Raw genomic sequence first — 20,076 nt, forward strand, 5'->3', positions numbered from 1 at the left:
CGTCGCCGCCGCCGGCATCCTCGTCTTCAACGTGGCCCCGTTCTTCGACTGGGTCACCTTCGAGGGTTCCGACGTCGGCCGGGTCGGCTACGAGACCGACTCGCTGGTCCCCTTCACCGCCTACCTGGGCCTGGGCCTGCTGCTGGCGATGCTCTACGCCCGCGGCCGCGCCCGCCGCGGCCAGCACCGCGGTCTGACGCTGGTGTCCATGGCCGTCGGCCTGGCCGCCACGGTCCAGTGCGTCGCCTTCGCCCTGAACCCGATGGGCGGTCTGGAGCGCGGCGACGCGCTGAACCCGGCGATCGGCGTCTTCATCGGCATCGTCGGTGCCGCGCTGTGGTCGATCGGCTCCGGCCTGCTCGCCAAGGAGGTCGAGGGCGACGACGAGCGCGCCGACTCGGTGCAGCTGCCGCGCGGTCACTGACCCGCACGACCCCGACGCGCGCGACCCCCGGCGAGGCCGGGGGCGCGCGCGTCGCGCCGTCCGGGCCCCTCAGGGCAGGACCACCACGCAGACGGGGCTCGGGGTGCGGGCGCGCACGCGCGCCGCGCCCAGCCGGCCCGCCTCGTCGACGCCGACCTCGACGACGTCGTGACCGCGCTCGTGCGCGACGAGCAGGGTGTCCCCGCCGGCCCCGGCCGCGGCGAACCGCGGGACGGCGCCGCCGCGGCTGACCCGCACGGGCCGCAGGTCCCCGCTGGCGGGGTCCACGGCGAAGGAGGCCACGCTGTCGTGGCCGCGGTTGGTGACGTGGACGCTGCTGCCGCCGCGCGCGACGACGACGGCGGCGGGCGTGTTGCCGGCCGGGTCGGCGCCGGCGGGCAGCGTGGGCAGCACCTGCACGCGCACGGGCACGGCGCCGGAGGTGTCGAGCACCGTCACCGAGCTGGACAGCTCGTCGGCCACGTACAGCCGCGGCAGCCGCGGGTGGGCGGCCGCGTGGCGGGGGCCCGAGCCCGGCAGCGCCTCGACGACCTGCCGCACCTCCAGCCCGCCCGCGCCGACCTCGAGCAGGAACAGCCGGTCCAGGCCCTTGTCGCACACCCACGCCGCGCTCGCCGACACCGGCAGCACCTGGTGGGGGTGCGAGGAGGTCTGCTCGACCGGGTGCGGGCCCGGCTCGCCGGGCAGGTGGAGCACGTGCTCGGCGTCGCCGAGCGTCCCGTCGGCGCGCACGGGCAGCGCCGAGACGGTGCCGGTGGCGTACTCCGCGGTCAGCAGGTGCGGACCCACGAGGGCCGCGTGCGCGGGGTTGGTGCCCCCGCAGGCGGCGGTGCCGAGGCGCTCCAGCAGACCGGTGCCGGGGTCGACGGCGTAGGTGGTGGCGCTGGTGCCGTCGGCGTGGACCGCGTGCAGGCGGGTGCCGTCCGCGGACGGCACGAGCCAGGACGGGTTGGTCTCCGGGACGGTCTGCAGCGGTTCCCACTCCGCGCCCGGGTCGTCGTGGACGCGGTGGACGGTCAGGCCGGTGCCGCTGCCGCCCCGGTGGGGGGTGGTGAGGCTGCCGACGTACGCGGTGCTCAGGCGCCCGCCCCCTCGGGCACGCGCGCCCACGGGGCGCCCGTGCCGTCCATGCGCAGGGCGAACGGGTCGTCGGGGCCGATCTCGCCGCGGCGCACGGTGCGCCCGGTGAACGCCGAGCGGTAGATCGCCGCGACGAGCTCCAGCGTGCTGCGCGCGTCGGCCAGGGCGACCGGCGGGGTGCGGCCGGCGTCCAGGGCGTCGTGCACGGCGCGGAACTGCGCCTCGTGGCTGCTGCGCACGCCCCGCGGCTCGCGCGCCCACGCCCGCTGCGCCTCCTCCTCGTGCCCGGGGGCGGGGGTCACGGTGAAGTCGTCGTCGCCGTAGCCGTACAGGTGGTGGACCTCCACGGAGGCGTGCTCGAGGTCGAAGCGCAGGATCGTCGTCTCGCGCGGGGAGACCACCGAGTTCACGACCGAGGCGAGCGCGCCGCCGGCGAAGCGCACGGTGGCCGCCGAGACCTCCTCGGTCCGCGTGGGCCGGGCGCCGCGCGAGGCCATGGCGCTGACCTCCTCCCACGGGCCCAGCACCGACAGCAGGACGTCCATCTGGTGGATGCCGTGGCCCATGGTCGGCCCGCCGCCCTCGACCTCGAACGTGCCGCGCCAGGGCACCTCGAAGTAGGCGTCGGGCCGGTACCACTGGGTCAGGCAGGTGGCCACGAGCGGGCGCCCGAGCGAGCCGTCGGCGACGATCGAGGTCAGCCGCTGCACGCCGGAGCCGAACCGGTGCTGGGACACCACGGCCACCGAGCCGGTGCTGCGGGCCTCGGCGGCCAGCAGCCGGTCGGTCTCGGCCAGCGAGAGCGCGACGGGCTTCTCCACCACGACGTGCGCCCCCGCCGCGAGCGCCTGCTCGGCCACCGGCACGTGCGCCGACGGCGGGGTGCAGATGTGCACGACGTCGACCCGCTCGTCGGCGAGGACCTCGGCGAGGTCGCCCGCCGTGCGCGGCACGTCCCACTCCTGCGCGAACGCCGCGACCCGTCCGGGGTCGACGTCGACGGCGGCGACGATCCGCACGCGGTCCCCGAGGGCGCGCAGCCCGCGGGCGTGGGCCGCGGCGATGCCGCCGGTGCCGACGACGACGACGTGGCGCGGGCTGGTCGGTGCTGGCATCAGTGGTCTCTCCCGGGTGGTGCGGTGGTGGTCGTGCCGGTGGGTGCTGCCGGTGGTCAGGCGGACTCGACGGACGCGGTGAGCTCGTCCACGAGGCCCTGCGCGGCGCCGGCCGGTTCCTGCCGGCCGAACAGGACGTCGGTGCCGTAGCGCAGGACGGTGGCCTGCACGGCGCTGGCGCCCTTGGGCGCGCTCGTCGGCATGGGGCCGACGACGTCGCGCAGGGAGTCGACGTAGCTCACGGCGAGCGCGTCGGTCTCCGACAGCTGCGGGACGATCCGCTCGCGGATCTCCGGGTTGGCGGGGATGCCGCGCTCGGTGAGCATGATGTCGCCCGCGGTCGTGGAGTTCTCCAGGTAGTCCACGAACCGCGCGGCGGCCTCGGGGTACCGCGTCCGCGCGGAGATCGACCAGTACATGGCGGCCTTGTAGAACAGGCCGCTGTCCCCGCCGGCGTTCTGGCGCGGCGGGCGCAGCAGGGCCAGCGGCGAGCCGTGGGCGTTGGTGAACGCGGTGACCTGGGTGGCCCAGATGCCCTGCATGCCGATGGTGCCGGTCGCCATGCCGGACTGGTCCAGGCCGAGGGTCTGGCTCTCGACCGCCAGCGAGGCGGGGGTGGCGGCCCCGCTCTCGATGGTGCGCAGGTGGTACTCCCACCAGGAGGCGACGACCTCCGGGTCGAGGGTGACGGTGCCGGAGCGGTCGTAGAAGTCGTTGCCCAGCTGCTGGCCCCACAGCGCCAGCCCCGGCTCGTCCAGGCCCCCGGCGGACAGGCCGTAGGTGCCCGACGGGCCGGCCTGGGTGATGGCCGCCCCGAGGCGCTCGTAGTCGTCCCACGTCCACGCCAGGTCGTCGGGCAGCTCCTGGCCCGCGGCGGCGAAGAGCTCGGGGTTGGCGATGACCGCGTGCGGGACGATGCCGTTGACCAGGCCGAACAACCCCTCGTCGGTCTGCCCGGTCGACAGGTCCTGGGGGTCGATGAGGCTGGTGTCGATGCCCTCGACCTGGGACAGGTCGAGCAGGGCGCCGCGGTCGGCGTAGGAGCGCAGCTGGATGACGTCCATCTGGATGACGTCGGGGGCGTCGTTGGCGGCCACCGTGGTCGCCAGCTTGTCCCAGTACCCGGACCACTCGGTGTACTCGCCGGTGACGCGGATGTCGGGGTTCTCGGCGTTGAAGGCGTCGATGACCTCCTGCGTCGCGCGGTGCCGGGTGTCCGAGCCCCACCAGGTGAAGCGCAGCTCGGCCGGGCCGGAGGACCCGCCGGAACCGCCCGCGCCGCAGGCGGTCAGGGCGGCGGCGCCCGCGGCGGCGGCGCCGAGGCCGACCGCCCGCCGGGACGGGTGGCGTCCTGCGCTGGTGCCCGCGCTGGTGCTCGTCGTGCCGCTGGTGTCCACGTCGTCGGCTCCCCGTGTCGGTCGTGCCCGGTCGGTGGCGCTCACGCCGAGGCCACGTTGTTCGTGAGCTCCTGGACCATCGCGTCGGCGGCGGCGCGCGGCTCCTGGTTGCCGAAGAGGACCTCGGAGCCGTAGCGGGTGACGAGGTCCTGCACGGTGCTGGCGCCCGGCGGGGCGGCCGGCGGGGCGGGGGAGGTGGAACCCTCCAGCGACTCCACGTACTCCACGGACTGCGCGTCGGTCGGCTCCAGCAGCGGGACGACCTGCTCGCGGCGCTCGGGGTCGGCGGGGATGCCGCGCTCGACCTTGAGGATCTCCGTGGCGGCGGGGGAGTTCAGCAGCCAGTCGACGAACGCGGCCGCGGCCTCCGGGTTCCGGCTGCGCGAGGAGATCGACCAGAACATCGACGCCTTGTAGAAGACGCCGGGGGTGCCGCCGGGCTCCTGGACCGGCGGGCGCAGCAGCACCATCTCCTGCCCGGCTGCCGAGGACAGCGCCGTGACCTGGTTGGCCCACCACACCGCCATCGCGGCGGTGCCCGTGGCGGTGCCGGACTGGCTGAGGCCGGCGGCCTGGCGCTCGACGGCGAGGCTGGCGCCCGCGGCGGCGCCGGAGGCGACGGCGTCGAGGTTGTACTCCCACCAGGAGGCGACGTGCGCGGGGTCGAGCGTGACCTCGGTGCCCTCGTAGAACTGCCCGCCGAGCTGGGAGACCCACAGCTGCAGGCTGGCCTCGTCCAGACCCATCGTCTGCAGGCCCTGGACGTCCGGCTCAGTGGCGGCGGAGATCCGGTTGGAGATGTCCAGGGCGTCCTGCCACGTCCACGTCGTGTCGTCGGGCAGCGGTACGCCCGCGGCCTCGAACAGGGCCGGGTTGGCGACGACGACGTGGGAGTTGATGCCGACCGGGACGGCGAACAGGCCCTCCTCGGTGCGGCCGGTGTCGAGCGTGTCCGCGGGGATGCCCCCGGTGTCGATGCTGGTGCCCGCCAGGTCGAGCAGGGCGCCGCGGTCGGCGTAGGAGCGCAGCTGCAGGACGTCCATCTGGATGACGTCGGGGGCGTCGTTGGCGGCGACGGTGGTCGCCAGGCGGTCCCAGTACCCCGACCACTCGGTGTACTCGCCGCGGACGGTGGTGCCCGGCTCCTCCGCCGCGTACGCCTCGATCGCCTGCTCGGTCAGGGCGTGGCGGGCGTCGGAGCCCCACCAGGTGAAGCGCAGGTCCCCGCCGCCCCCGCCGGCCGCTGCGCCGCCGGAGTCCCCGCCGCAGGCGGCGAGGCCCGCGACGGCCGCGGTGCCGGCGACGCCGGCCCCGAACGCGCGGCGGGTGAGGGGGCGGGCGAGCGGACGGGCGGGGGGGCGGGGCGAGCTCGGCGTCGGCGACGAGGTCACGGTGTCTCCTGGGGTGAGGTTCCGGCGGGGGAGGAGCGGTCGGGGGCGCGTCAGGCGGAGTCGATCTGGCCCTGCAGCTCGTCGACGTACGCCTGCGCGGCGGCGGCGGGTTCCTGGCGCTCGAACAGCACGTCGGCGCCGATCCGCGTGAGGATCTCCCCGGAGGAGTTGCCGCCGGCGGGCGGGATGGGCGGCGCCTCCTCGACGACGTCGGCGATGGACTCGACGTAGGCGACGGCGGCCTGGTCGGTCTCGGCCAGGTTCGGGGTGATGCGCTCGCGGATGCGCGCGCTGGCCGGGATGCCGCGCTCGGTGAGCATGAGGTCGGCGGCGGTGTCGGAGGTCGCCAGGTAGTTGACGAAGCGGACGGCGGCCTCGGGGTTGCGGCTGCGCGCGGACACCGACCAGTACATGGACGCCTTGTAGTACAGACCGGGGTTCCCGCCCGCGGTCTGCGCCGGCGGGCGCAGCAGGACCAGCCGCTGCCCGGAGGCGTTCGTCAGGGCCGTGAGCTGGGTGGACCACCACGGAGCGAACGCGACCGTGTTGGTGGCGGTGCCGGACTGCTCCAGGGAGGCGGTGGCGGAGTTGCGCTCGATGGTGAGCGTGACGGGGGTGCCCGCGCCCGTCTCGGCGAGCTGGAGCTGGTACTCCCAGAACTCGGCCAGGGTGTCGGGGGACAGGCCCACGTCACCGCTGTCGGTGAACAGGGACTCCCCGCGCTGGCGGGCCCAGTTCTCCATCGGCGGCCCCTGCACGCCCTCGGTCTGGATGCCGTACACGTTCGGCAGGCCCGCCTCGGTGACGGCCAGGCCGGCGGCGGCGTACTCCTCCCACGTCCAGGCGCTGTCGTCGGGCAGCGGGACACCCGCCTGCTCCAGCAGGTCGGCGTTGGTGACGACGGCCAGCGGCACGACGCCCTGGACGATCCCGTACAGCCCGCCCTCGCTCTCGCCGAGGGCCAGGTCGGTGTCCTCGATGTCGCCGGTGTCCAGGCCCTCCTGCTGGGACAGGTCGAGCAGGGCGCCGCGGTCGGCGTAGGAGCGCAGGTAGGCGGCGTCCATCTGCATGACGTCGGGGGCGTCGTTGGCGGCCACCGTGGTCGCCAGCCGGTCCCAGTAGCCGGACCACTCGGTGAACTCGGGCTCGACGACGACGTCCGGGTTCTCCGCGTTGAACGCGTCGATGATCTCCTGCGTGTACTGGTGCCGGGTGTCCGAGCCCCACCAGGTGAAGCGCAGGCGGACGGGGCCGTCGCCGGACCCGCCGCCCTGCCCGCAGGCGGCCAGGCCGGTGGTCGCGGCGGCGCCGAGGGCGCCGAGGCCGACCGCTCGCCGGGTCGGTCCGGTGGGTCGCTGCTGCTGGTGCTCTCGTGCGTCGGGCACGGGGTCCTCCCTGTGTCGTCGTCGACCGTTCGGGTGGTGCGGGTGCGCGGCGTGCGCTGGTGCTCGTTCAGGCGGACTGGACGCTCGCGGTCAGCTCGTCGACGAGCGCCTGCGCTGCGGCGGCGGGCTCCTGGCGGCGGAAGAGGACGTCGGTGCCGTAGCGGCGCACGATCTCCTCGATGCCGGAGGCGCCGGCCGGCGCGGACGGCGGGGTCTCCTCCACGACACCGGCGACGTCGTCGATGTACTGCACGACCTGGGTGTCGGTCTCGTCCAGCTGGGGCGTGATGTGCTCGCGCACCGCGCTGTTGGCGGGGACGCCGCGCTCGGTGAGCATGAGGTCCGCCACGTCCGTGGAGTTCACCAGGTAGTCCAGGAAGGTCGCGCACGCCTCGGGGTGGCGGGTGCGCGCCGAGGCGGACCAGAACATCGACGGCTTGTAGTACAGGCCGGTGGAGCCGGCCGGGTCCTGGCGCGGCGGGCGCAGCAGCGTCAGCGGGTCGCCGCTCAGCTTCGCCAGCGCGGTGAGCTGGGTGTTCCAGAACGGGGCCATCGCGGTGCGGCCGAGGGCGATGCCGTTCTGGTCGAGGGAAGCGGTCGCCTCCTCCACGGCGAGGGTCACGGGGACGGCCGCGCCGGCGTCCAGGGCACCGAGCCAGTGCTCCCACCAGTCCACGAGCAGGTCGGTGGGCAGGACGACCTCGCCGTCCTGCGAGTACAGCGCCTCCCCGCGCTGGCGGGCCCACGACTGCAGGGTGATCTCGTCCATGCCGCCGGCGGAGATGCCGTGCACGTCGGGCACGCCCGCGCCGGAGACGGCCGCGCCGGCGGCCACGTAGTCGTCCCACGTCCAGGAGGAGTCGTCGGGCAGGGCCTGCCCGGTCTCCTCCAGCAGCCGCGGGTTGGTGATGATCGTGAGGGCGTTCAGGCCGGTCACGAGACCGAACAGGCCCTCGCCCGTGTCGCCGGTGTTCAGCGCCTCCGCGTCGATGCCCGAGGTGTCCAGGCCGTCCAGCGTGGACAGGTCCAGCAGGGCGCCGCGGTCGGCGTAGGAGCGCAGGTAGATGGCGTCCATCTGGATGATGTCCGGCGCGTCGTTGGCCGCGACCGTCGTGGCGAGGCGGTCCCAGTACCCGGACCACTCGGCGAACTCGCCGGTGACGCGGATGTCCGGGTGCTCGGCGTTGAAGGCGTCGATGACCTCCTGCGTGTAGCCGTGCCGCGCGTCCGAGCCCCACCAGGTGAAGCGCAGCTCCGCCGGGCCGTCGCCGGAACCGCCCGACCCGCCCCCGCACGCCGCGAGGCCCGCGGTGGCGGCGGTCCCGGCGGCGAGGCCGCCGAAGGCGCGCCGGCTCACGGTGCGGCGCGCGGGGGAGGGGGTGCTGGGCACGGTGACCGTCTTCCCGCCGGGAGGGCCCGGCTGTCTCGGGTGGTGCGGGTGCTGCGGACGGGTGGCGCGGAGGGCTACTTCCCGCCGGTGGTGGCGATGCCCTTGATGAGGAACCGCTGGCCGAAGAGGAAGGCCAGGAAGATCGGCACGAGGGACACCACGCTCATCGCGAACAGCGAGCCCCACGAGCTCTCGGCCGTGGCGTCGATGAAGGAGCGCAGCGCGACCGGCACCGTGTACATGTTCGGGTCGGTCAGGAAGATCAGCTGGCTGAAGAAGTCGTTCCACGTCCAGATGAACGTGAAGATCGCGGTCGTCGCCAGGGCCGGGACCATGAGCGGCAGGATGATCCGGAAGAAGATCCGGAAGTGCCCGCAGCCGTCGATGCGCGCGGCCTCGTCCAGCTCGCGCGGGATGCCGCGGATGAACTGGACCATGAGGAAGACGAAGAACGCGTCGGTGGCGAGCACCTTCGGCACGATCAGCGGCAGGAAGGTGTTCAGCCAGTCCAGCTGGGAGAACAGGATGTACTGCGGGACGATCACGACGTGGATCGGCAGCATGATCGTCATCAGCATGATGGCGAACAGCGTCCGCTTGGCCAGGAACTCCATGCGGGCGAAGGCGTAGGCCGCCAGCGAGCAGGACACCAGGTTGCCGATGATCGAGCCGAGGACGACCGCGGCGGAGTTGAGCATGTAGTGCCCGAACGGCGAGGACAGCGCCGACCAGCCGTTGCTGTAGTTCTGCGGCTGCGGGTCGGCCACCCACAGGCCGGGAGCCGTGAAGATCTGGTCCTGGCTGCGCAGCGAGCCGGCGATCATCCACAGGACCGGGTAGAGCATGAGCAGCGCGGCCGCGATGAGCAGCGCGTGCTTGAGGACGGAGCGGCCGCGGCCGGGCCAGCGGCCGTCCGGCCTGCTCTCGGGGGCGGTGGGCCGGGCGGAGCTCGCACCGCCGGACGTCGTGGTGACGCGGGCGGCGCCGGACTGGGTTCCGGTCTCAGTCGTCATAGAACACCCACCACTTGGACGCGTAGAAGTTGATGGCGGTGAAGACGCCGATGATGAGCACCAGCAGCCAGGCCATCGCGGACGCGTAGCCCATGTCGAAGTTGGAGAACCCGCGCTGGTACAGGTACAGCGTGTAGAAGAGCGTGGAGTCGCTGGGCCCGCCGGTGCCGCCGGAGACGACGAAGGCCTGGGTGAACGACTGGAACGCGTGGATCAGCTGCAGGACCAGGTTGAAGAAGATGATCGGGGTCAGCAGCGGCATCGTGATCGAGGCGAACTGCCGCCACCTGCTGGCGCCCTCGGTGGAGGCCGCCTCGTAGTACATGCGCGGGATCTGGCGCAGGCCGGCCAGGAAGATGACCATCGGCGCGCCGAAGGTCCAGACGTTGAGGATGATGATCGTCGACAGGGCGGTCGACGGGTCGGAGATCCACCCGCGACCCTCCAGCTCGACCAGCGCGAGCACCTGGTTCACCAGGCCCTGCGTGCCGAACATCTGCCGCCACAGCACCGCGATGGCCACCGAGGAGCCGAGCAGCGAGGGCAGGTAGAACACCGAGCGGTAGAACGCCAGGCCCCGCATGCCGCGGTCCAGCAGCACCGCCAGCGCCAGCGCGAGCGCCAGCTGCAGCGGCACGGAGATGAACACGTACAGGAACGTGACCGTCAGCGACTGGTGCAGCCGCGGGTCGTCGATCATGCGCGTGAAGTTGTCGAACCCGATCCACTCCGGCGCCTGGATCAGGTTGTAGTCGGTGAAGGCCAGGTACAGCGAGGCGAGCAGCGGCCCGATCGTGATGACGAACAGGCCGACGAACCAGGGTGCCAGGAACAGGTAGGCGGTCTTCGTCTCGCGGTTCTCGGCCTTCGCCTGGCCCTTGAGCTGGCGCAGTTCGCCGAGCGCGCTCACGGCGTCCCAGCCGTCCTGCGCGTCGTGGCGACGATCGCTGGAACGATCGTCGGGACGAGGTCGTCCATGGCCCCTCCTGGGTCGTCGTCGACCGGTACGGATAGCGCTTACCGGCGGGACGATAGCAAGCAGTCCAGCTTCGTGGAAGTAGTCCACGGGACTGGACGCCCGGACGGCGGGGTGGACGGGGGAGGGTCCTGCGGCCGCGCGGTCCGGGCTCGCTCAGGAGGCGTCCAGGCGAGGTCCAGGTGCGGGCGGCGCCGCCCGCGACCGGCTCAGGAGCGCGCGGCGCCCACGTCGTGCAGGGCGCGGCGCTTGACCGCCTCCCCGAACAGGCACAGCCCCGCGTTGAGCAGCACCAGCCCCGCGGTGCCCTCGGCGGCCCAGCGGGCCGTCCCGGCGCCGCTCGCGCGGCGCGCCGAGGCGTCGCAGGCGGTGCTCAGGCCCGCGCCGACGAGCAGGAGACCGGCGGGGGCGTACGTGCGCCAGGCGCTGTAGTGGTCCACGCGCCCACTGTGACGGCTCGGGGCCCGGCGGGTCCACGACCCTCGCCCGCCGCCGAGCGGAGGATCAGCGGAGGCCGGTGCCCTGCTCGGGGTGCCGGGCGAGGTGGTCGCGCACGAAGGAGCAGGCCGGCACGGCCCGCAGCCCGCGGCGGCGCACCTCCGCCAGGGCCTCCTCGACGACGCGGGTGGCCAGGCCCCGCCCGGCGTGCCCCGGGGCGGTCTCGGTGTGCACGAAGGCCCACGCCCCGTCGCGCGGCACGTAGTCGACCACCGCGACGAGCTCGCCGTCCAGGCGGCCCTCCCAGCGGTGGGCGGCCTCGTCGTGGGCGACGTCCAGCCGCCCGGCGGGGCCGGCGGGGTCGGTGCCCTGCGCGTTCACGCTCGCTCCTCGGGGTGCGGTGCCGGCGCCCTGCGCGTCCGGCCGTCCCGTCCAACACGGCCGGTACCGCGCTCCTTCCGCGGCGGCGCCCGGGTCCCGTCGGCCCACCGGGGGTTCCGCCGGCTCCGGCGGGGTAGGCAGGGGGCGCAGCTGCGAGGACCGCCCTCGCCGCCCGACCTCGGGAGCTCCCGTGAGCCCACAGGTCCACCACCCCGCCGCGCCGCCGGAGGAGCCCGAGCCGGAGATCGAGGAGGCGTTCGACCGCCTCGTCGAGGAGGGGCGCGACCGTCTGCGGCGTCCCTTCCTGCCCCTGCTCAGCACCGGTCTGCTGGGCGGCACCGACATCGGCACCGGCGTCCTGGCGTACCTGCTCGTCCTGCACGAGACCGACGACCACCTGCTGGCCGGTCTCGCGTTCTCGATCGGCTTCGTGGCGCTGCTGCTGGCGCGCAGCGAGCTGTTCACCGAGAACTTCCTCGTCCCCGTCACGGCCGTCGTGGCCCGTCAGGGGACCGTCGTGGCGCTGCTGCGGCTGTGGGGGGTGACGCTGGTCGCCAACCTGGCCGGCGGCTGGGTCGTCGCCTGGCTGGTGGTGGCCGGGCTGCCGCAGCTGCGCCCGACGGCGGTCGAGGCCGGCGGGCACTACGCGACGATGCCGATCGGCTGGCGGTCCTTCGCCCTGGCGGTGCTCGCCGGGCTGGTCATCACCCTCATGACCCGGATGCAGCACGGCACCGAGAGCGTCGGGGTGCGCGTCGTCCCGGCCGTGCTCTTCGGGGCCCTGCTCGCCGGGGGGCAGCTCTTCCACTCCGTGCTGGACTCGCTGCTGGTGTTCGCCGCGATCCACGCCGGCGCGGACTCCGGCTACCTGGACTGGCTGCCGCGGCTGGGGTGGTCCGCCCTGGGCAACCTGACCGGCGGTCTGGTGCTCGTCACGGCGGTGCGGCTGCTGCGGGTCCCCCACCGCGTCGCGGAGGCGCAGCAGGGGTGAGGCGGCGGCTGGAGCCCCCTGTCGGACTCGAACCGACGACCTACCGCTTACAAGGCGGTTGCTCTGGCCAGCTGAGCTAAGGAGGCGTTCTGGTGCCCGCCGAGTCTGCCACAGCGGTTCCGGCGCGCCCTTCCGCGCGCGGGGCCCGAGCTGTTACGTTGGATCGGTAAGCGCTATCCGCAGCCGGGCCCGACGACGAGCGTCCCGCCCGCGCCGGCCGAGCGCCGCAGCGGCACCGCGCAGCCACCCGAGGAGCCACGTGATCGACGTCGCCGTCATCGGCACCGGCAACATCAGCCCGTCCCACCTGCAGGCCTACCGGCGCTTCGGCGAGCGCTGCCGCGTCGTCGCCCTCGTCGACGTCGTGCCCGAGCGCGCGCAGGCCGTGCGCCGCGAGCACGGCCTCGACGACGCCCGCGTGTACGCCTCGCACACCGACCTGCTCGCCGCCCGCGGCGACGGCCTGCGCGTGGACCTCGCCAGCGTCTGCACGCCGCCGTCCACGCACGAGCGCATCAGCGTCGACCTGCTGGAGGCGGGCGTGAACGTGCTGTGCGAGAAGCCGATGGCTCCCTCGCTGGCCGCCTGCGACGCGGTCCTGCGCGCGCAGCAGCGCAGCGGCGCCCTGTTCTCCTCCGTGGCGCAGAACCGGTTCCGCGACGACGTCGTGCGCCTGAAGACCCTGCTCGACTCGGGCCTGGCCGGCCCGGTCACCCACGCCCGGGTGGACTCGGCGTGGTGGCGGGGACTGGGCTACTACGACCTGTGGTGGCGCGGCACGTGGGAGCAGGAGGGCGGCGGCTGCACCCTCAACCACGCCGTGCACCACGTCGACCTGCTGCTGTGGCTGCTGGGCTCGCCGCGCGCGGTGACCTCCGTGCTCGCCAACACCGCCCACGAGAACTCCGAGGTGGAGGACCTGTCGGTGACCGTGCTGGCCTACGAGCGGGCCCTGGCCACGCTGACCGCCTCCGTCGTCCACCACGGCGAGCCGCAGGGCATCGTCGTGCAGGGCCGCGAGGCGTCCGTGTCCCTGTCCGGCGAGGTGGTCGCCGACACCGCGCAGTCCAACGGGTTCCCCGTCCCCGGCGGGAACCCGGAGCTCGTCGAGCGGCTGCGCGAGCTGGCCGCCGCCCACCGCCCCCTCGCGCACACCGGTCACACCGGTCAGGTCGACGACGTGCTGACCGCGCTGGAGACCGGCCGGGCGCCCGCGGTCGACGGCCGCGACGGCCGGCGCACCATCGAGCTCATCACCGCCGTGTACCGGGCGGGGATCGAGGGCCGCACCGTCGAGCTGCCGCTGGCCGCCGACGACCCGTGGTCCGCCGCCGGCACCCTGCCCGCGCGCGCCCCGCGCTTCTACGCCAAGAGCGCCTCCGTGGACGACCTGGGCGGGTCGATCACCGTGCCCGGCGACCCCGCGGAGCGGGCGGTGGCCCGGTGAGCGCCGACGGCGGCACGTACGCGCCCGCCCCGTTGCCCGACCCCGTCGTGTCCGAGGGCGAGTTCCCGATCGCGGCGGTCGGCCTGGACCACGGCCACGTGTTCGGCATGTGCGAGGGGCTGCTGGGCGCCGGGGCCACGCTGAGCTGGGTCTACGACCCCGACCCGGCGAAGGTGGAGCGCTTCCGCGAGCGGTTCCCGCAGGCGCGCGCGGCCCGCTCGGAGGCGGAGGTCCTCGACGACCCGGCGGTGCGGCTCGTGGCCGGTGCCGCCGTCACCAGCGAGCGCTGCGCGCTGGGCCTGCGGGTGATGGACGCCGGCAAGGACTACTTCACCGACAAGGCGCCGCTGACGACGCTGGAGCAGCTGGCCGCCGCCCGCGAGGGCGTGCGGCGCACCGGCCGCAAGTACGCCGTCTACTACTCCGAGCGCGTCCACGTCGAGGCCGCCGTGTTCGCCGGCCAGCTGATCGAGCAGGGCGCGATCGGGAAGGTCGTGCAGGTCATCGGGATGGGCCCGCACCGCCTGAACGCCGCGAACCGGCCCGCGTGGTTCTTCGAGAAGGACAAGTACGGCGGCATCCTCGTCGACATCGGCAGCCACAACGTCGACCAGGTCCTGCACTACACCGGGTCCACGAGCGCCCGGGTGGTCAACAGCCAGATCGCGAACTACGCGAACCCCGAGCACCCGGAGCTCGACGACTTCGGCGACGCCAACCTCGTCACGGACACCGGCGCCACCGGCTACTTCCGCTGCGACTGGTTCACCCCCGACGGCCTGCAGTCCTGGGGCGACGGGCGCACGTTCATCCTCGGCACCGAGGGGTACATCGAGCAGCGCAAGTACTTCAACCTCGGCACCCAGGACGGGCCCGGCCACGTGTTCCTGGCCAACGGCGAGCAGGAGACGCACTTCCGGGTCTCGGGCAAGGTCGGCTACCCGTTCTTCGGGCAGCTCGTGCGCGACTGCCTGGAGCGCACCGAGACGGCGATGACGCAGGAGCACGCCTTCACCGCCATCGAGCTCGCGGTGCAGGCGCAGGAGGCGGCGGTGGACCTGTCCCCGGTGCCGCGCGGGGGCGCGGCGGCCCGGGTGGGCTGAACCGGCCTGGTGCTCCCGCCCGCGGGGGTGCACAGTCGCTGGCGTGCCGTGCGACGCAGCGCGTGCGTCCCGGGCGCCGCGCTCGCGCAGCGCCGCCCGGGCGCTGGCCGCCGCCGCGGCGCTGCTGCCGCTCGCCTGGGCGTTCACCCCTCCCGCCCCGGCGCACCCGCCGCCGGTCCCGCCCCTGCCGCCGCGGGCGCGGGTGGTCGCCGACCTGCTGGCGCCCGTCTACGGCGCGGGGCGGCCCGTGCCGCTGCTGCCCGTGGCGGCGCTGCTGCGGCCCGCGCTGCCGGGCGAGCGCGGGGACCGCGTCCTGGCCTACCGCTGCGAGGCGCCCGGGCCGGTGGGCGCGGTCGCGGTGACGACGGTGGCGGCCGAGCCGGTGTGGACGCCGCTGCCGGCGGAGTCGCGCGACGGCGCCGTGCCCGCGCTGGTCTGCGACGGCCGGACCCGCACGGCCGGCGTGGTCCTGGTGGCCACGGGCGGCGGGGGCGCCCCGCCGTCCGGCCCGTCCCCGGTGCTGCTCCTGGTCCGGGAGGTGCCCGCGCGCTGAGCGCCCCGCCGACGGCTGTCGGACCCGCGTGCCACGCTGCGGCGGTGACCGCAGCGCAGGACGGGGTCCGTCAGTCGCCCGACCCGACCACCGCGGGCGCCCTGCGCCTGGCCGTGCACGTCGACCGGCCGGCGCAGCTGGTCCACTCCTTCGCCCGCGACCCGGAGAACCTGCCGCGCTGGTCCAGCGGCGTGGGCGACGCCGTCGAGCACGAGGACGGCGAGTGGTGGGTGCGCACACCCGCGGGCCGCGCGCGGTTCCGGTTCACCGGCGACGAGCCCGGTGTCCTGGACCACGAGGTGCTCACCCCCGCCGGTGAGAGCGTGCGGGTGCCGCTGCGCGTGGTGCCCGACGGCGAGGGGTGCGAGGTGGTGTTCACGCTGCTGCGCCCGCCGGGGGCGGGCCAGGAGGAGTTCGCCCGCGACGCCGCCGCCGTGCGCGCGGACCTGGCGCGCCTCAAGCGCGTCGCGGAGGCCCTCCCGGGGTGATCAGCCGCCCCACCCCGCGGGTACCGGCCGGCCGGGTCGCAGGGGCACCAGTTCCGCGGCCTCGGCGCCGTGCACGACCTCCGCGGCCAGCAGCCGCGCGACGGCCGGCGCCAGCGTGAGCGCCGCGTGCAGCACCGCGACGTGGAGCCCGGCGGTCCCCGGGACGGGGCCGGTCAGCGGCAGGCCGTCCGCGGGCACCGGGCGCACCCCCGTCCGCGCGCCGAGGACGCGGACCGCGCCGGGCGCGACGTCGAACGCGTCCAGGACCCGCCGGCGGACCTCCTCGCCCGCCGCCCGCGGGTCCCCGCCCGCGCCCTCCTCGCCGGCGGTCGCCAGCAGCAGCCCGGCGGCGGCCTCGCGGACCTCCAGGTCCGGGGCGGCGACGAGGGTGCCCACCAGGCCCGGGGGAGCGGACAGGCGCACCAGCAGCGCCGGGGACCCCGCGACGGGCAGGTCCAGGCCCAGCGGCGCGCACAGCGCGCGGGTGCCCGTCCCGGCGGCGAGGACGACGGCGTCGGCGGGCACGGTCCCGGCCGTCGTGCGCACGCCGGTGACCCGTGCGCCGCGCACGTCCAGCCCCGTGGCGGCCGTGCGCGGCAGGACCCGCGCCCCGCGCGCCCGGGCCGCCCGCGCCAGCGCCCGCACCAGCGCCACCGGGTCCACCGCGCCGTCGCGCACCAGGTGCGGGGACCGCTCCGGCCGCACCCGCAGATGCGGTTCGAGCCGGGCCAGCCGCCCGGCGTCCAGCAGCCGCTCCCCGGGACCCAGCGGCACGTCCGCGGCGAAGGGCTGCGCGCCCCACGTCACGCACCCCCGCCACCGCACCCGGGCGCCCGGCACCTGCGCCTCCAGGCGCCGGTGCTCCGCCAGCGCCAGCCGGCGCAGCGGGGTGCTCGCGTCGGGCGGGTCGCTGCCGCGCGGCTCGCCGATCCACGCGAAGGAGTCCGCGGTCACGCCGGAGGCGGGCGGCCCGGCGTCCAGCAGGACGACGTCGGCGCCGGCGCGCGCCACCTCGTGCGCCACCGCCGCGCCGACGATCCCGGCGCCCACCACGACCACCCGCACCGCTCGCCCTCCCCGTGCCCTCCCGCCAGGCTGCCGGGCCGCGCGGGGCGGCGCGAGGGAGTTCCCGTCCTCCGGCCGGGAGGGCGCCGTCTTCGCTTGACCACGGCTCCAGCGAAGAGGACGCTGGAGCCGTGGCGGGGACGCGCCCGTACCGGATGGGGGTCCGGGCCGCGAGCACCGAGCGCACCCGCCGGCGCCTCCTCTCGGCCGCTCGGGCCGAGTTCCTCACCAGGCCCTACGACGACGTCCGGCTCGCGCGCGTCGCCGCGGCGGCCGGAGTGAGCCAGCAAACCCTGCTCAACCACTTCACCTCCAAGGAGAACCTGTTCCTCGCCGTCCTCGACGAACTGGGGGCGGAGATCCGGGCGGCCCGCGCGCCGGTGCCCCGCGGAGACGTCGACGCGGCCGTCGCGCAACTGCTGCGCGAGTACGAGGAGTACGGCGACGCGTACGCGTTCCTGCTCCCGGCGGTCGAGCGCGCGCCTGACCTGCTCGGCGGGGTCCTCGCTACGGCGCGGACCACCCACACGTCCTGGCTGGCGGACGTCTTCGGCGACGTCCTGCCCCACGATCCGCGCCACCGGCGGCGCGTCCTGGCGGCCCTGTACGCCTCGACCGACGTGGGGACCTGGAAGCTCCTGCGCCGCGACCTGGGGCGCTCGCGCGCCGAGACCGGCGCCACCCTGCGGCTGATGCTCCGCGCCGTGCTCGCCGCAGCGGCCGGACCCTGACGGCGCACCGTCCGGAGGAGGAACGATGCACCACCTGCTCGCGCTCTGGGAGGGCGGTGGAACCGTCCCGGTGGAGCTGGGCGTGACCCGGCGCCTGCTGTCCCGGGGGCACACCGCCACCGTGCTGGGCGACCCGACGATGGAGGGCGCCGTCACGGCGCTCGGGGCCGAGTTCCGTCCCTGGGTCGAGGCGCCGCACCGCGTCGACGAGGGCGTCGACGGCGACCTGTTCCGGGACTGGGAGTGCCGGACGCCGTTCGGGCAGTTCGCCCGCGTGCGCGACCGGCTCTTCACCGGCCCGGCCGCCGCGTTCTCCCGGGACACCCGCCGCGTCCTGGCGGAGCGGCCCGCCGACGTGCTGCTGGCCAACGGTGCGCTGCTCGGCGCGCTGGCGGGTGCTGAGTCCCTCGGCGTCCCCCAGGTCTGCCTCATGCCGAACATCTACTTCGCCCCGGCGCCGGGGATGCCGCCGCTCGGGCTGGGGCTGCGCCCCGCGCGCGGTCCGCTGGGGCGCGCCCGGGACGACCTGGTCAACGGCGCCGTGAGGAGGATGTGGGACCGGGGGATGGGTGACTTCAACGCCGCGCGCGCCCTCCTCGGGCTGCCGCCCGTGCGGACGGTCTACGAGCAGTGGGACCACGCCGCCCGCGTGCTGGTCCTCACCTCGCGCGCCTTCGACTTCCCCGCCCGGCTGCCCGCCAACGTGCGCTACGTCGGCCCCGTCCTCGACGACCCTCCCTGGGCCGGACCGGTCGACCTGCCCCCGGGCGACGAACCGCTCGTCGTCGTGGGGCTCTCGAGCAGCTACATGCGGCAGGTCCCCCTGCTGCGGCGGGTCGTCGCGGCCCTGGACCGGCTGCCCGTGCGCGGGCTGGTCACCACGGGCCCGGCCGTCGACCCGGGCGAGGTGCCCGGCACGGACCGGGTGCACGTCGTGCGCAGCGCCCCGCACGCGCAGGTGTTCCCGCTGGCCGCGGTGGTCGTCACGCACGCCGGGCACGGCACGACGGTCAAGGCCCTGGCGGCCGGTGCCGCGGTGCTGGGCCTGCCCATGGGGCGCGACCAGGCCGACAACGTCGTCCGGTTCGTCCACCGCGGGGCGGGTCTCGGGCTGAAGCCCACCGCGTCCACGGCCGCCATCGCGCGCGCGGTCCGCCGGCTGCTCGAGGAGCCGTCGTTCCGGGCAGCGGCCGCCCGGCTGGGACGGGCGCTGCGCGAGGACGCCGCGTCCTCACCGCTCCTGGAGGAGGTGGAGGCGGCGGGCTCGCGAGCGCCGCGCGAGACCGTCCCCTGACACCCCGCCCGGGCGGCGCGGCACGATGGGGGACCGTGCCCGTCACCCCCGCCCACCCGGCTGCCGTCCTGCCGCTGCTGCGCGGGCCCCTCGTGCCGGCGGCGCTGGTCGCGGGGGCCGTCGCGCCGGACGTGCCGTACTCGCTGCGGGCCACGGGGATCCCGGTCAGCGCGCAGTCCTGGTACGAGCCGTTCCTCAACGCGACCACCTCGCACAGCGCGGCGGGCCTGCTGCCCGTCGCCCTGCCGCTGGCGCTCGCGCTGTTCGCGCTCTGGCTGCTCGCGCGGCGACCCCTCGCCGCGCTGCTGCCCGCGCTGGCTCCGCGGCCGGACCGCACCCGCCGGGCGTGGTGGGCGGGTGCGGCGCGGGTCCTCGTGTCCGCGCTGGTGGGGATCGCGACGCACCTGGTGTGGGACGGCCTGACGCACGGTGACGGCTGGCTGGTGCAGCGGTTCCCGGCGTCGGGCGAGCCGGCGTTCGCCGGGCTGACGCGGGCGCGGGTGTGGGAGCACGGCAACAGCGTCGCCGGGCTGCTCGTGCTGGCGGTGTTCGCGCACCGCCGGCGCGCCCGGCTGCTCGCCGGTCTGGACGGCCCGGCCCGGCGCCGCGCCGGGACCGCGCTGGTGCTCGCGGCGGGCGCCGCGCTGACCGGCGCGGTGCTCGCCGCCCGCCGGTGGTGGGGCGAGACCGGCGTGAGCGGCCTGCACCTCCTCGAGGGCGTCGCCTCGGACGCCGTCAAGGGCGCGGGCGCCGCCCTGGGGCTGGCGGCGGTCGTCGCGGTGGCGGCCTGGTGGGTGCACCGCGCCGCGACCGGGCACCGCCTGGCGCCCGCCCGCTCCCGCGGCGGACGATGACGCCGACCGACTCGACTCGACCGACCCGACCGACAGGAGGGGGCCCGCCGTGGTCCTGCCGACCAGCCACCCCCACCAGCGCTACAGCGTGCGCGGCTACCAGGAGCAGGAGCACCCCGCCGGTGACGGGTTCTCCTGGTCGTGCGAGCTGCTGCGCCACGGGCAGAGCTTCGGGCTCGTCAGCGACGAGGGACGGGGCGGGGAGTTCCGGTACGCGTTCACCGACAGCGCCCGCGGCGAGGAGTTCTGCGAGGCGGCGCGCGCCCTGCACCCGGACGCCGAGCGGCCCGCCGACCGCCTCGTCGACGAGCTGCTCACCGCCCGGCAGATGGACGCCCTGGACCAGGTCGCCTACTGCTTCGCCGAGGACCGGTTCGAGGAGACCGGCGAGCACCGCCTCGCCGACCCCGGGCTCAGCCTGGAGCAGGTGCGCCACGCCCTGGCCACCGAGCACCCCGAGCGGAACCCGCGCGTGTGGGACCGCTCCGTCTCGGCGATGGTCCCCGTCCTGCCCGACCCGCCCCGCTGACTCCTGGCGC

The 20,076-nt window shown here is 75.5% G+C and carries 21 protein-coding genes and 1 tRNA gene; 10 read left to right on the top strand and 12 right to left on the bottom strand.

Translation table 11 applies throughout. The annotated features are described in order from the left end of the window. The first annotated feature begins 31 nt into the window (after positions 1 to 31). Positions 32 to 424, top strand: a complete 393-nt coding sequence (locus tag AB8M62_RS16485; protein ID WP_369070238.1) for a hypothetical protein — start codon at positions 32 to 34, stop codon at positions 422 to 424. Positions 425 to 493: 69 nt separating this feature from the next. Here AB8M62_RS16485 and AB8M62_RS16490 read toward each other — a convergent pair whose 3' ends face one another. The 10 genes from AB8M62_RS16490 to AB8M62_RS16535 form a co-directional block, all read right to left on the bottom strand. Beyond that, entirely contained in the window at positions 494 to 1,555 is a 1,062-nt protein-coding gene (locus AB8M62_RS16490) for a lactonase family protein (RefSeq protein ID WP_369070239.1), read from the bottom strand. After that, positions 1,522 to 2,640: a Gfo/Idh/MocA family protein gene (locus AB8M62_RS16495; RefSeq protein ID WP_369070240.1), complete on the bottom strand. Its 1,119-nt coding sequence runs from the start codon at positions 2,638 to 2,640 to the stop codon at positions 1,522 to 1,524. The genes AB8M62_RS16490 and AB8M62_RS16495 overlap by 34 nt, the downstream gene beginning before the upstream one ends. 56 nt (positions 2,641 to 2,696) lie before the next feature. Beyond that, complete coding sequence (locus AB8M62_RS16500) at positions 2,697 to 4,037, bottom strand: ABC transporter substrate-binding protein (protein ID WP_369055558.1); 1,341 nt, start codon at positions 4,035 to 4,037, stop codon at positions 2,697 to 2,699. A 41-nt stretch (positions 4,038 to 4,078) separates the two neighbouring features. After that, positions 4,079 to 5,428 carry an ABC transporter substrate-binding protein gene (locus AB8M62_RS16505; RefSeq protein ID WP_369070241.1) on the bottom strand — a complete coding sequence of 450 codons (1,350 nt, stop codon included), beginning with the start codon at positions 5,426 to 5,428 and terminating at the stop codon, positions 4,079 to 4,081. A 50-nt stretch (positions 5,429 to 5,478) separates the two neighbouring features. After that, positions 5,479 to 6,813 carry an ABC transporter substrate-binding protein gene (locus tag AB8M62_RS16510; RefSeq protein ID WP_369055560.1) on the bottom strand — a complete coding sequence of 445 codons (1,335 nt, stop codon included), beginning with the start codon at positions 6,811 to 6,813 and terminating at the stop codon, positions 5,479 to 5,481. 67 nt (positions 6,814 to 6,880) lie between these two features. After that, positions 6,881 to 8,203: an ABC transporter substrate-binding protein gene (locus tag AB8M62_RS16515; RefSeq protein ID WP_369055561.1), complete on the bottom strand. Its 1,323-nt coding sequence runs from the start codon at positions 8,201 to 8,203 to the stop codon at positions 6,881 to 6,883. 74 nt (positions 8,204 to 8,277) lie between these two features. Next, positions 8,278 to 9,216, bottom strand: coding sequence for a carbohydrate ABC transporter permease (locus AB8M62_RS16520; protein WP_369055562.1), 939 nt, complete (start codon positions 9,214 to 9,216; stop codon positions 8,278 to 8,280). Then, complete coding sequence (locus AB8M62_RS16525) at positions 9,206 to 10,126, bottom strand: carbohydrate ABC transporter permease (protein WP_369070243.1); 921 nt, start codon at positions 10,124 to 10,126, stop codon at positions 9,206 to 9,208. Before AB8M62_RS16525 ends, AB8M62_RS16520 begins: the two co-directional genes overlap by 11 nt. A 275-nt stretch (positions 10,127 to 10,401) precedes the next feature. Further along, a complete protein-coding gene (locus tag AB8M62_RS16530) occupies positions 10,402 to 10,632 on the bottom strand; it encodes a hypothetical protein (RefSeq protein WP_369070244.1) in 231 nt (76 codons plus the stop codon). A 64-nt stretch (positions 10,633 to 10,696) separates the two neighbouring features. Next, positions 10,697 to 11,011 (bottom strand): GNAT family N-acetyltransferase, encoded by a 315-nt coding sequence (locus AB8M62_RS16535; RefSeq protein WP_369070246.1) that lies wholly within the window; start codon positions 11,009 to 11,011, stop codon positions 10,697 to 10,699. Between the two features lie 190 nt (positions 11,012 to 11,201). Here AB8M62_RS16535 and AB8M62_RS16540 point away from each other — a divergent pair, with 190 nt between their 5' ends. Then, the gene (locus AB8M62_RS16540) at positions 11,202 to 12,002 is read left to right on the top strand and encodes a formate/nitrite transporter family protein (protein WP_369070247.1); all 801 of its coding nucleotides are present in this window, start codon (positions 11,202 to 11,204) and stop codon (positions 12,000 to 12,002) included. A 9-nt stretch (positions 12,003 to 12,011) separates the two neighbouring features. Here AB8M62_RS16540 and AB8M62_RS16545 read toward each other — a convergent pair. Continuing rightward, positions 12,012 to 12,088 (bottom strand) — tRNA-Thr (locus tag AB8M62_RS16545). A gap of 173 nt (positions 12,089 to 12,261) precedes the next feature. On the opposite strand from AB8M62_RS16545, the gene AB8M62_RS16550 reads away from it, so the two are divergent. Genes AB8M62_RS16550 through AB8M62_RS16565 form a run of 4 tightly spaced genes read left to right on the top strand, consistent with a single transcriptional unit; the run spans position 12,262 to position 15,593 of the window. Further along, the gene (locus AB8M62_RS16550; RefSeq protein WP_369070248.1) at positions 12,262 to 13,449 is read left to right on the top strand and encodes a Gfo/Idh/MocA family protein; all 1,188 of its coding nucleotides are present in this window, start codon (positions 12,262 to 12,264) and stop codon (positions 13,447 to 13,449) included. Beyond that, entirely contained in the window at positions 13,446 to 14,552 is a 1,107-nt protein-coding gene (locus AB8M62_RS16555; RefSeq protein WP_369055568.1) for a Gfo/Idh/MocA family protein, read from the top strand. The genes AB8M62_RS16550 and AB8M62_RS16555 overlap by 4 nt, the downstream gene beginning before the upstream one ends. A gap of 43 nt (positions 14,553 to 14,595) precedes the next feature. Continuing rightward, on the top strand, positions 14,596 to 15,105 hold the full coding sequence (locus AB8M62_RS16560; protein ID WP_369070249.1) for a hypothetical protein: 510 nt from the start codon (positions 14,596 to 14,598) through the stop codon (positions 15,103 to 15,105). 44 nt (positions 15,106 to 15,149) lie between these two features. Next, complete coding sequence (locus AB8M62_RS16565; RefSeq protein ID WP_369055570.1) at positions 15,150 to 15,593, top strand: SRPBCC family protein; 444 nt, start codon at positions 15,150 to 15,152, stop codon at positions 15,591 to 15,593. Here AB8M62_RS16565 and AB8M62_RS16570 read toward each other — a convergent pair whose 3' ends face one another. Next, positions 15,594 to 16,658 carry an NAD(P)/FAD-dependent oxidoreductase gene (locus tag AB8M62_RS16570; protein ID WP_369070250.1) on the bottom strand — a complete coding sequence of 355 codons (1,065 nt, stop codon included), beginning with the start codon at positions 16,656 to 16,658 and terminating at the stop codon, positions 15,594 to 15,596. A gap of 131 nt (positions 16,659 to 16,789) precedes the next feature. On the opposite strand from AB8M62_RS16570, the gene AB8M62_RS16575 reads away from it, so the two are divergent. From AB8M62_RS16575 to AB8M62_RS16590, 4 genes are read left to right on the top strand one after another with little or no spacing between them, the layout of a single operon-like run. Then, a complete protein-coding gene (locus tag AB8M62_RS16575; protein WP_369055572.1) occupies positions 16,790 to 17,389 on the top strand; it encodes a TetR/AcrR family transcriptional regulator in 600 nt (199 codons plus the stop codon). 25 nt (positions 17,390 to 17,414) lie between these two features. Continuing rightward, positions 17,415 to 18,683, top strand: coding sequence for a glycosyltransferase (locus AB8M62_RS16580; protein ID WP_369070251.1), 1,269 nt, complete (start codon positions 17,415 to 17,417; stop codon positions 18,681 to 18,683). A gap of 35 nt (positions 18,684 to 18,718) precedes the next feature. Beyond that, the gene (locus tag AB8M62_RS16585) at positions 18,719 to 19,537 is read left to right on the top strand and encodes a DUF4184 family protein (RefSeq protein ID WP_369070253.1); all 819 of its coding nucleotides are present in this window, start codon (positions 18,719 to 18,721) and stop codon (positions 19,535 to 19,537) included. A gap of 49 nt (positions 19,538 to 19,586) precedes the next feature. After that, positions 19,587 to 20,066: a hypothetical protein gene (locus AB8M62_RS16590; RefSeq protein ID WP_369055575.1), complete on the top strand. Its 480-nt coding sequence runs from the start codon at positions 19,587 to 19,589 to the stop codon at positions 20,064 to 20,066. The last annotated feature ends 10 nt before the right edge of the window (positions 20,067 to 20,076 follow it).

Origin of the sequence: Kineococcus terrestris, from assembly GCF_041020755.1 — a bacterium.
GTDB classification, from domain to species: domain Bacteria; phylum Actinomycetota; class Actinomycetes; order Actinomycetales; family Kineococcaceae; genus Kineococcus; species Kineococcus terrestris.

Coding starts and splice junctions, on each gene's coding strand:
- AB8M62_RS16495 (WP_369070240.1), bottom strand. CDS start 2,640: ATGCCAGCACCGACCAGCCCGCGCCACGTCGTCGTCGTCGGCACCGGC.
- AB8M62_RS16520 (WP_369055562.1), bottom strand. CDS start 9,216: ATGACGACTGAGACCGGAACCCAGTCCGGCGCCGCCCGCGTCACCACG.
- AB8M62_RS16580 (WP_369070251.1), top strand. CDS start 17,415: ATGCACCACCTGCTCGCGCTCTGGGAGGGCGGTGGAACCGTCCCGGTG.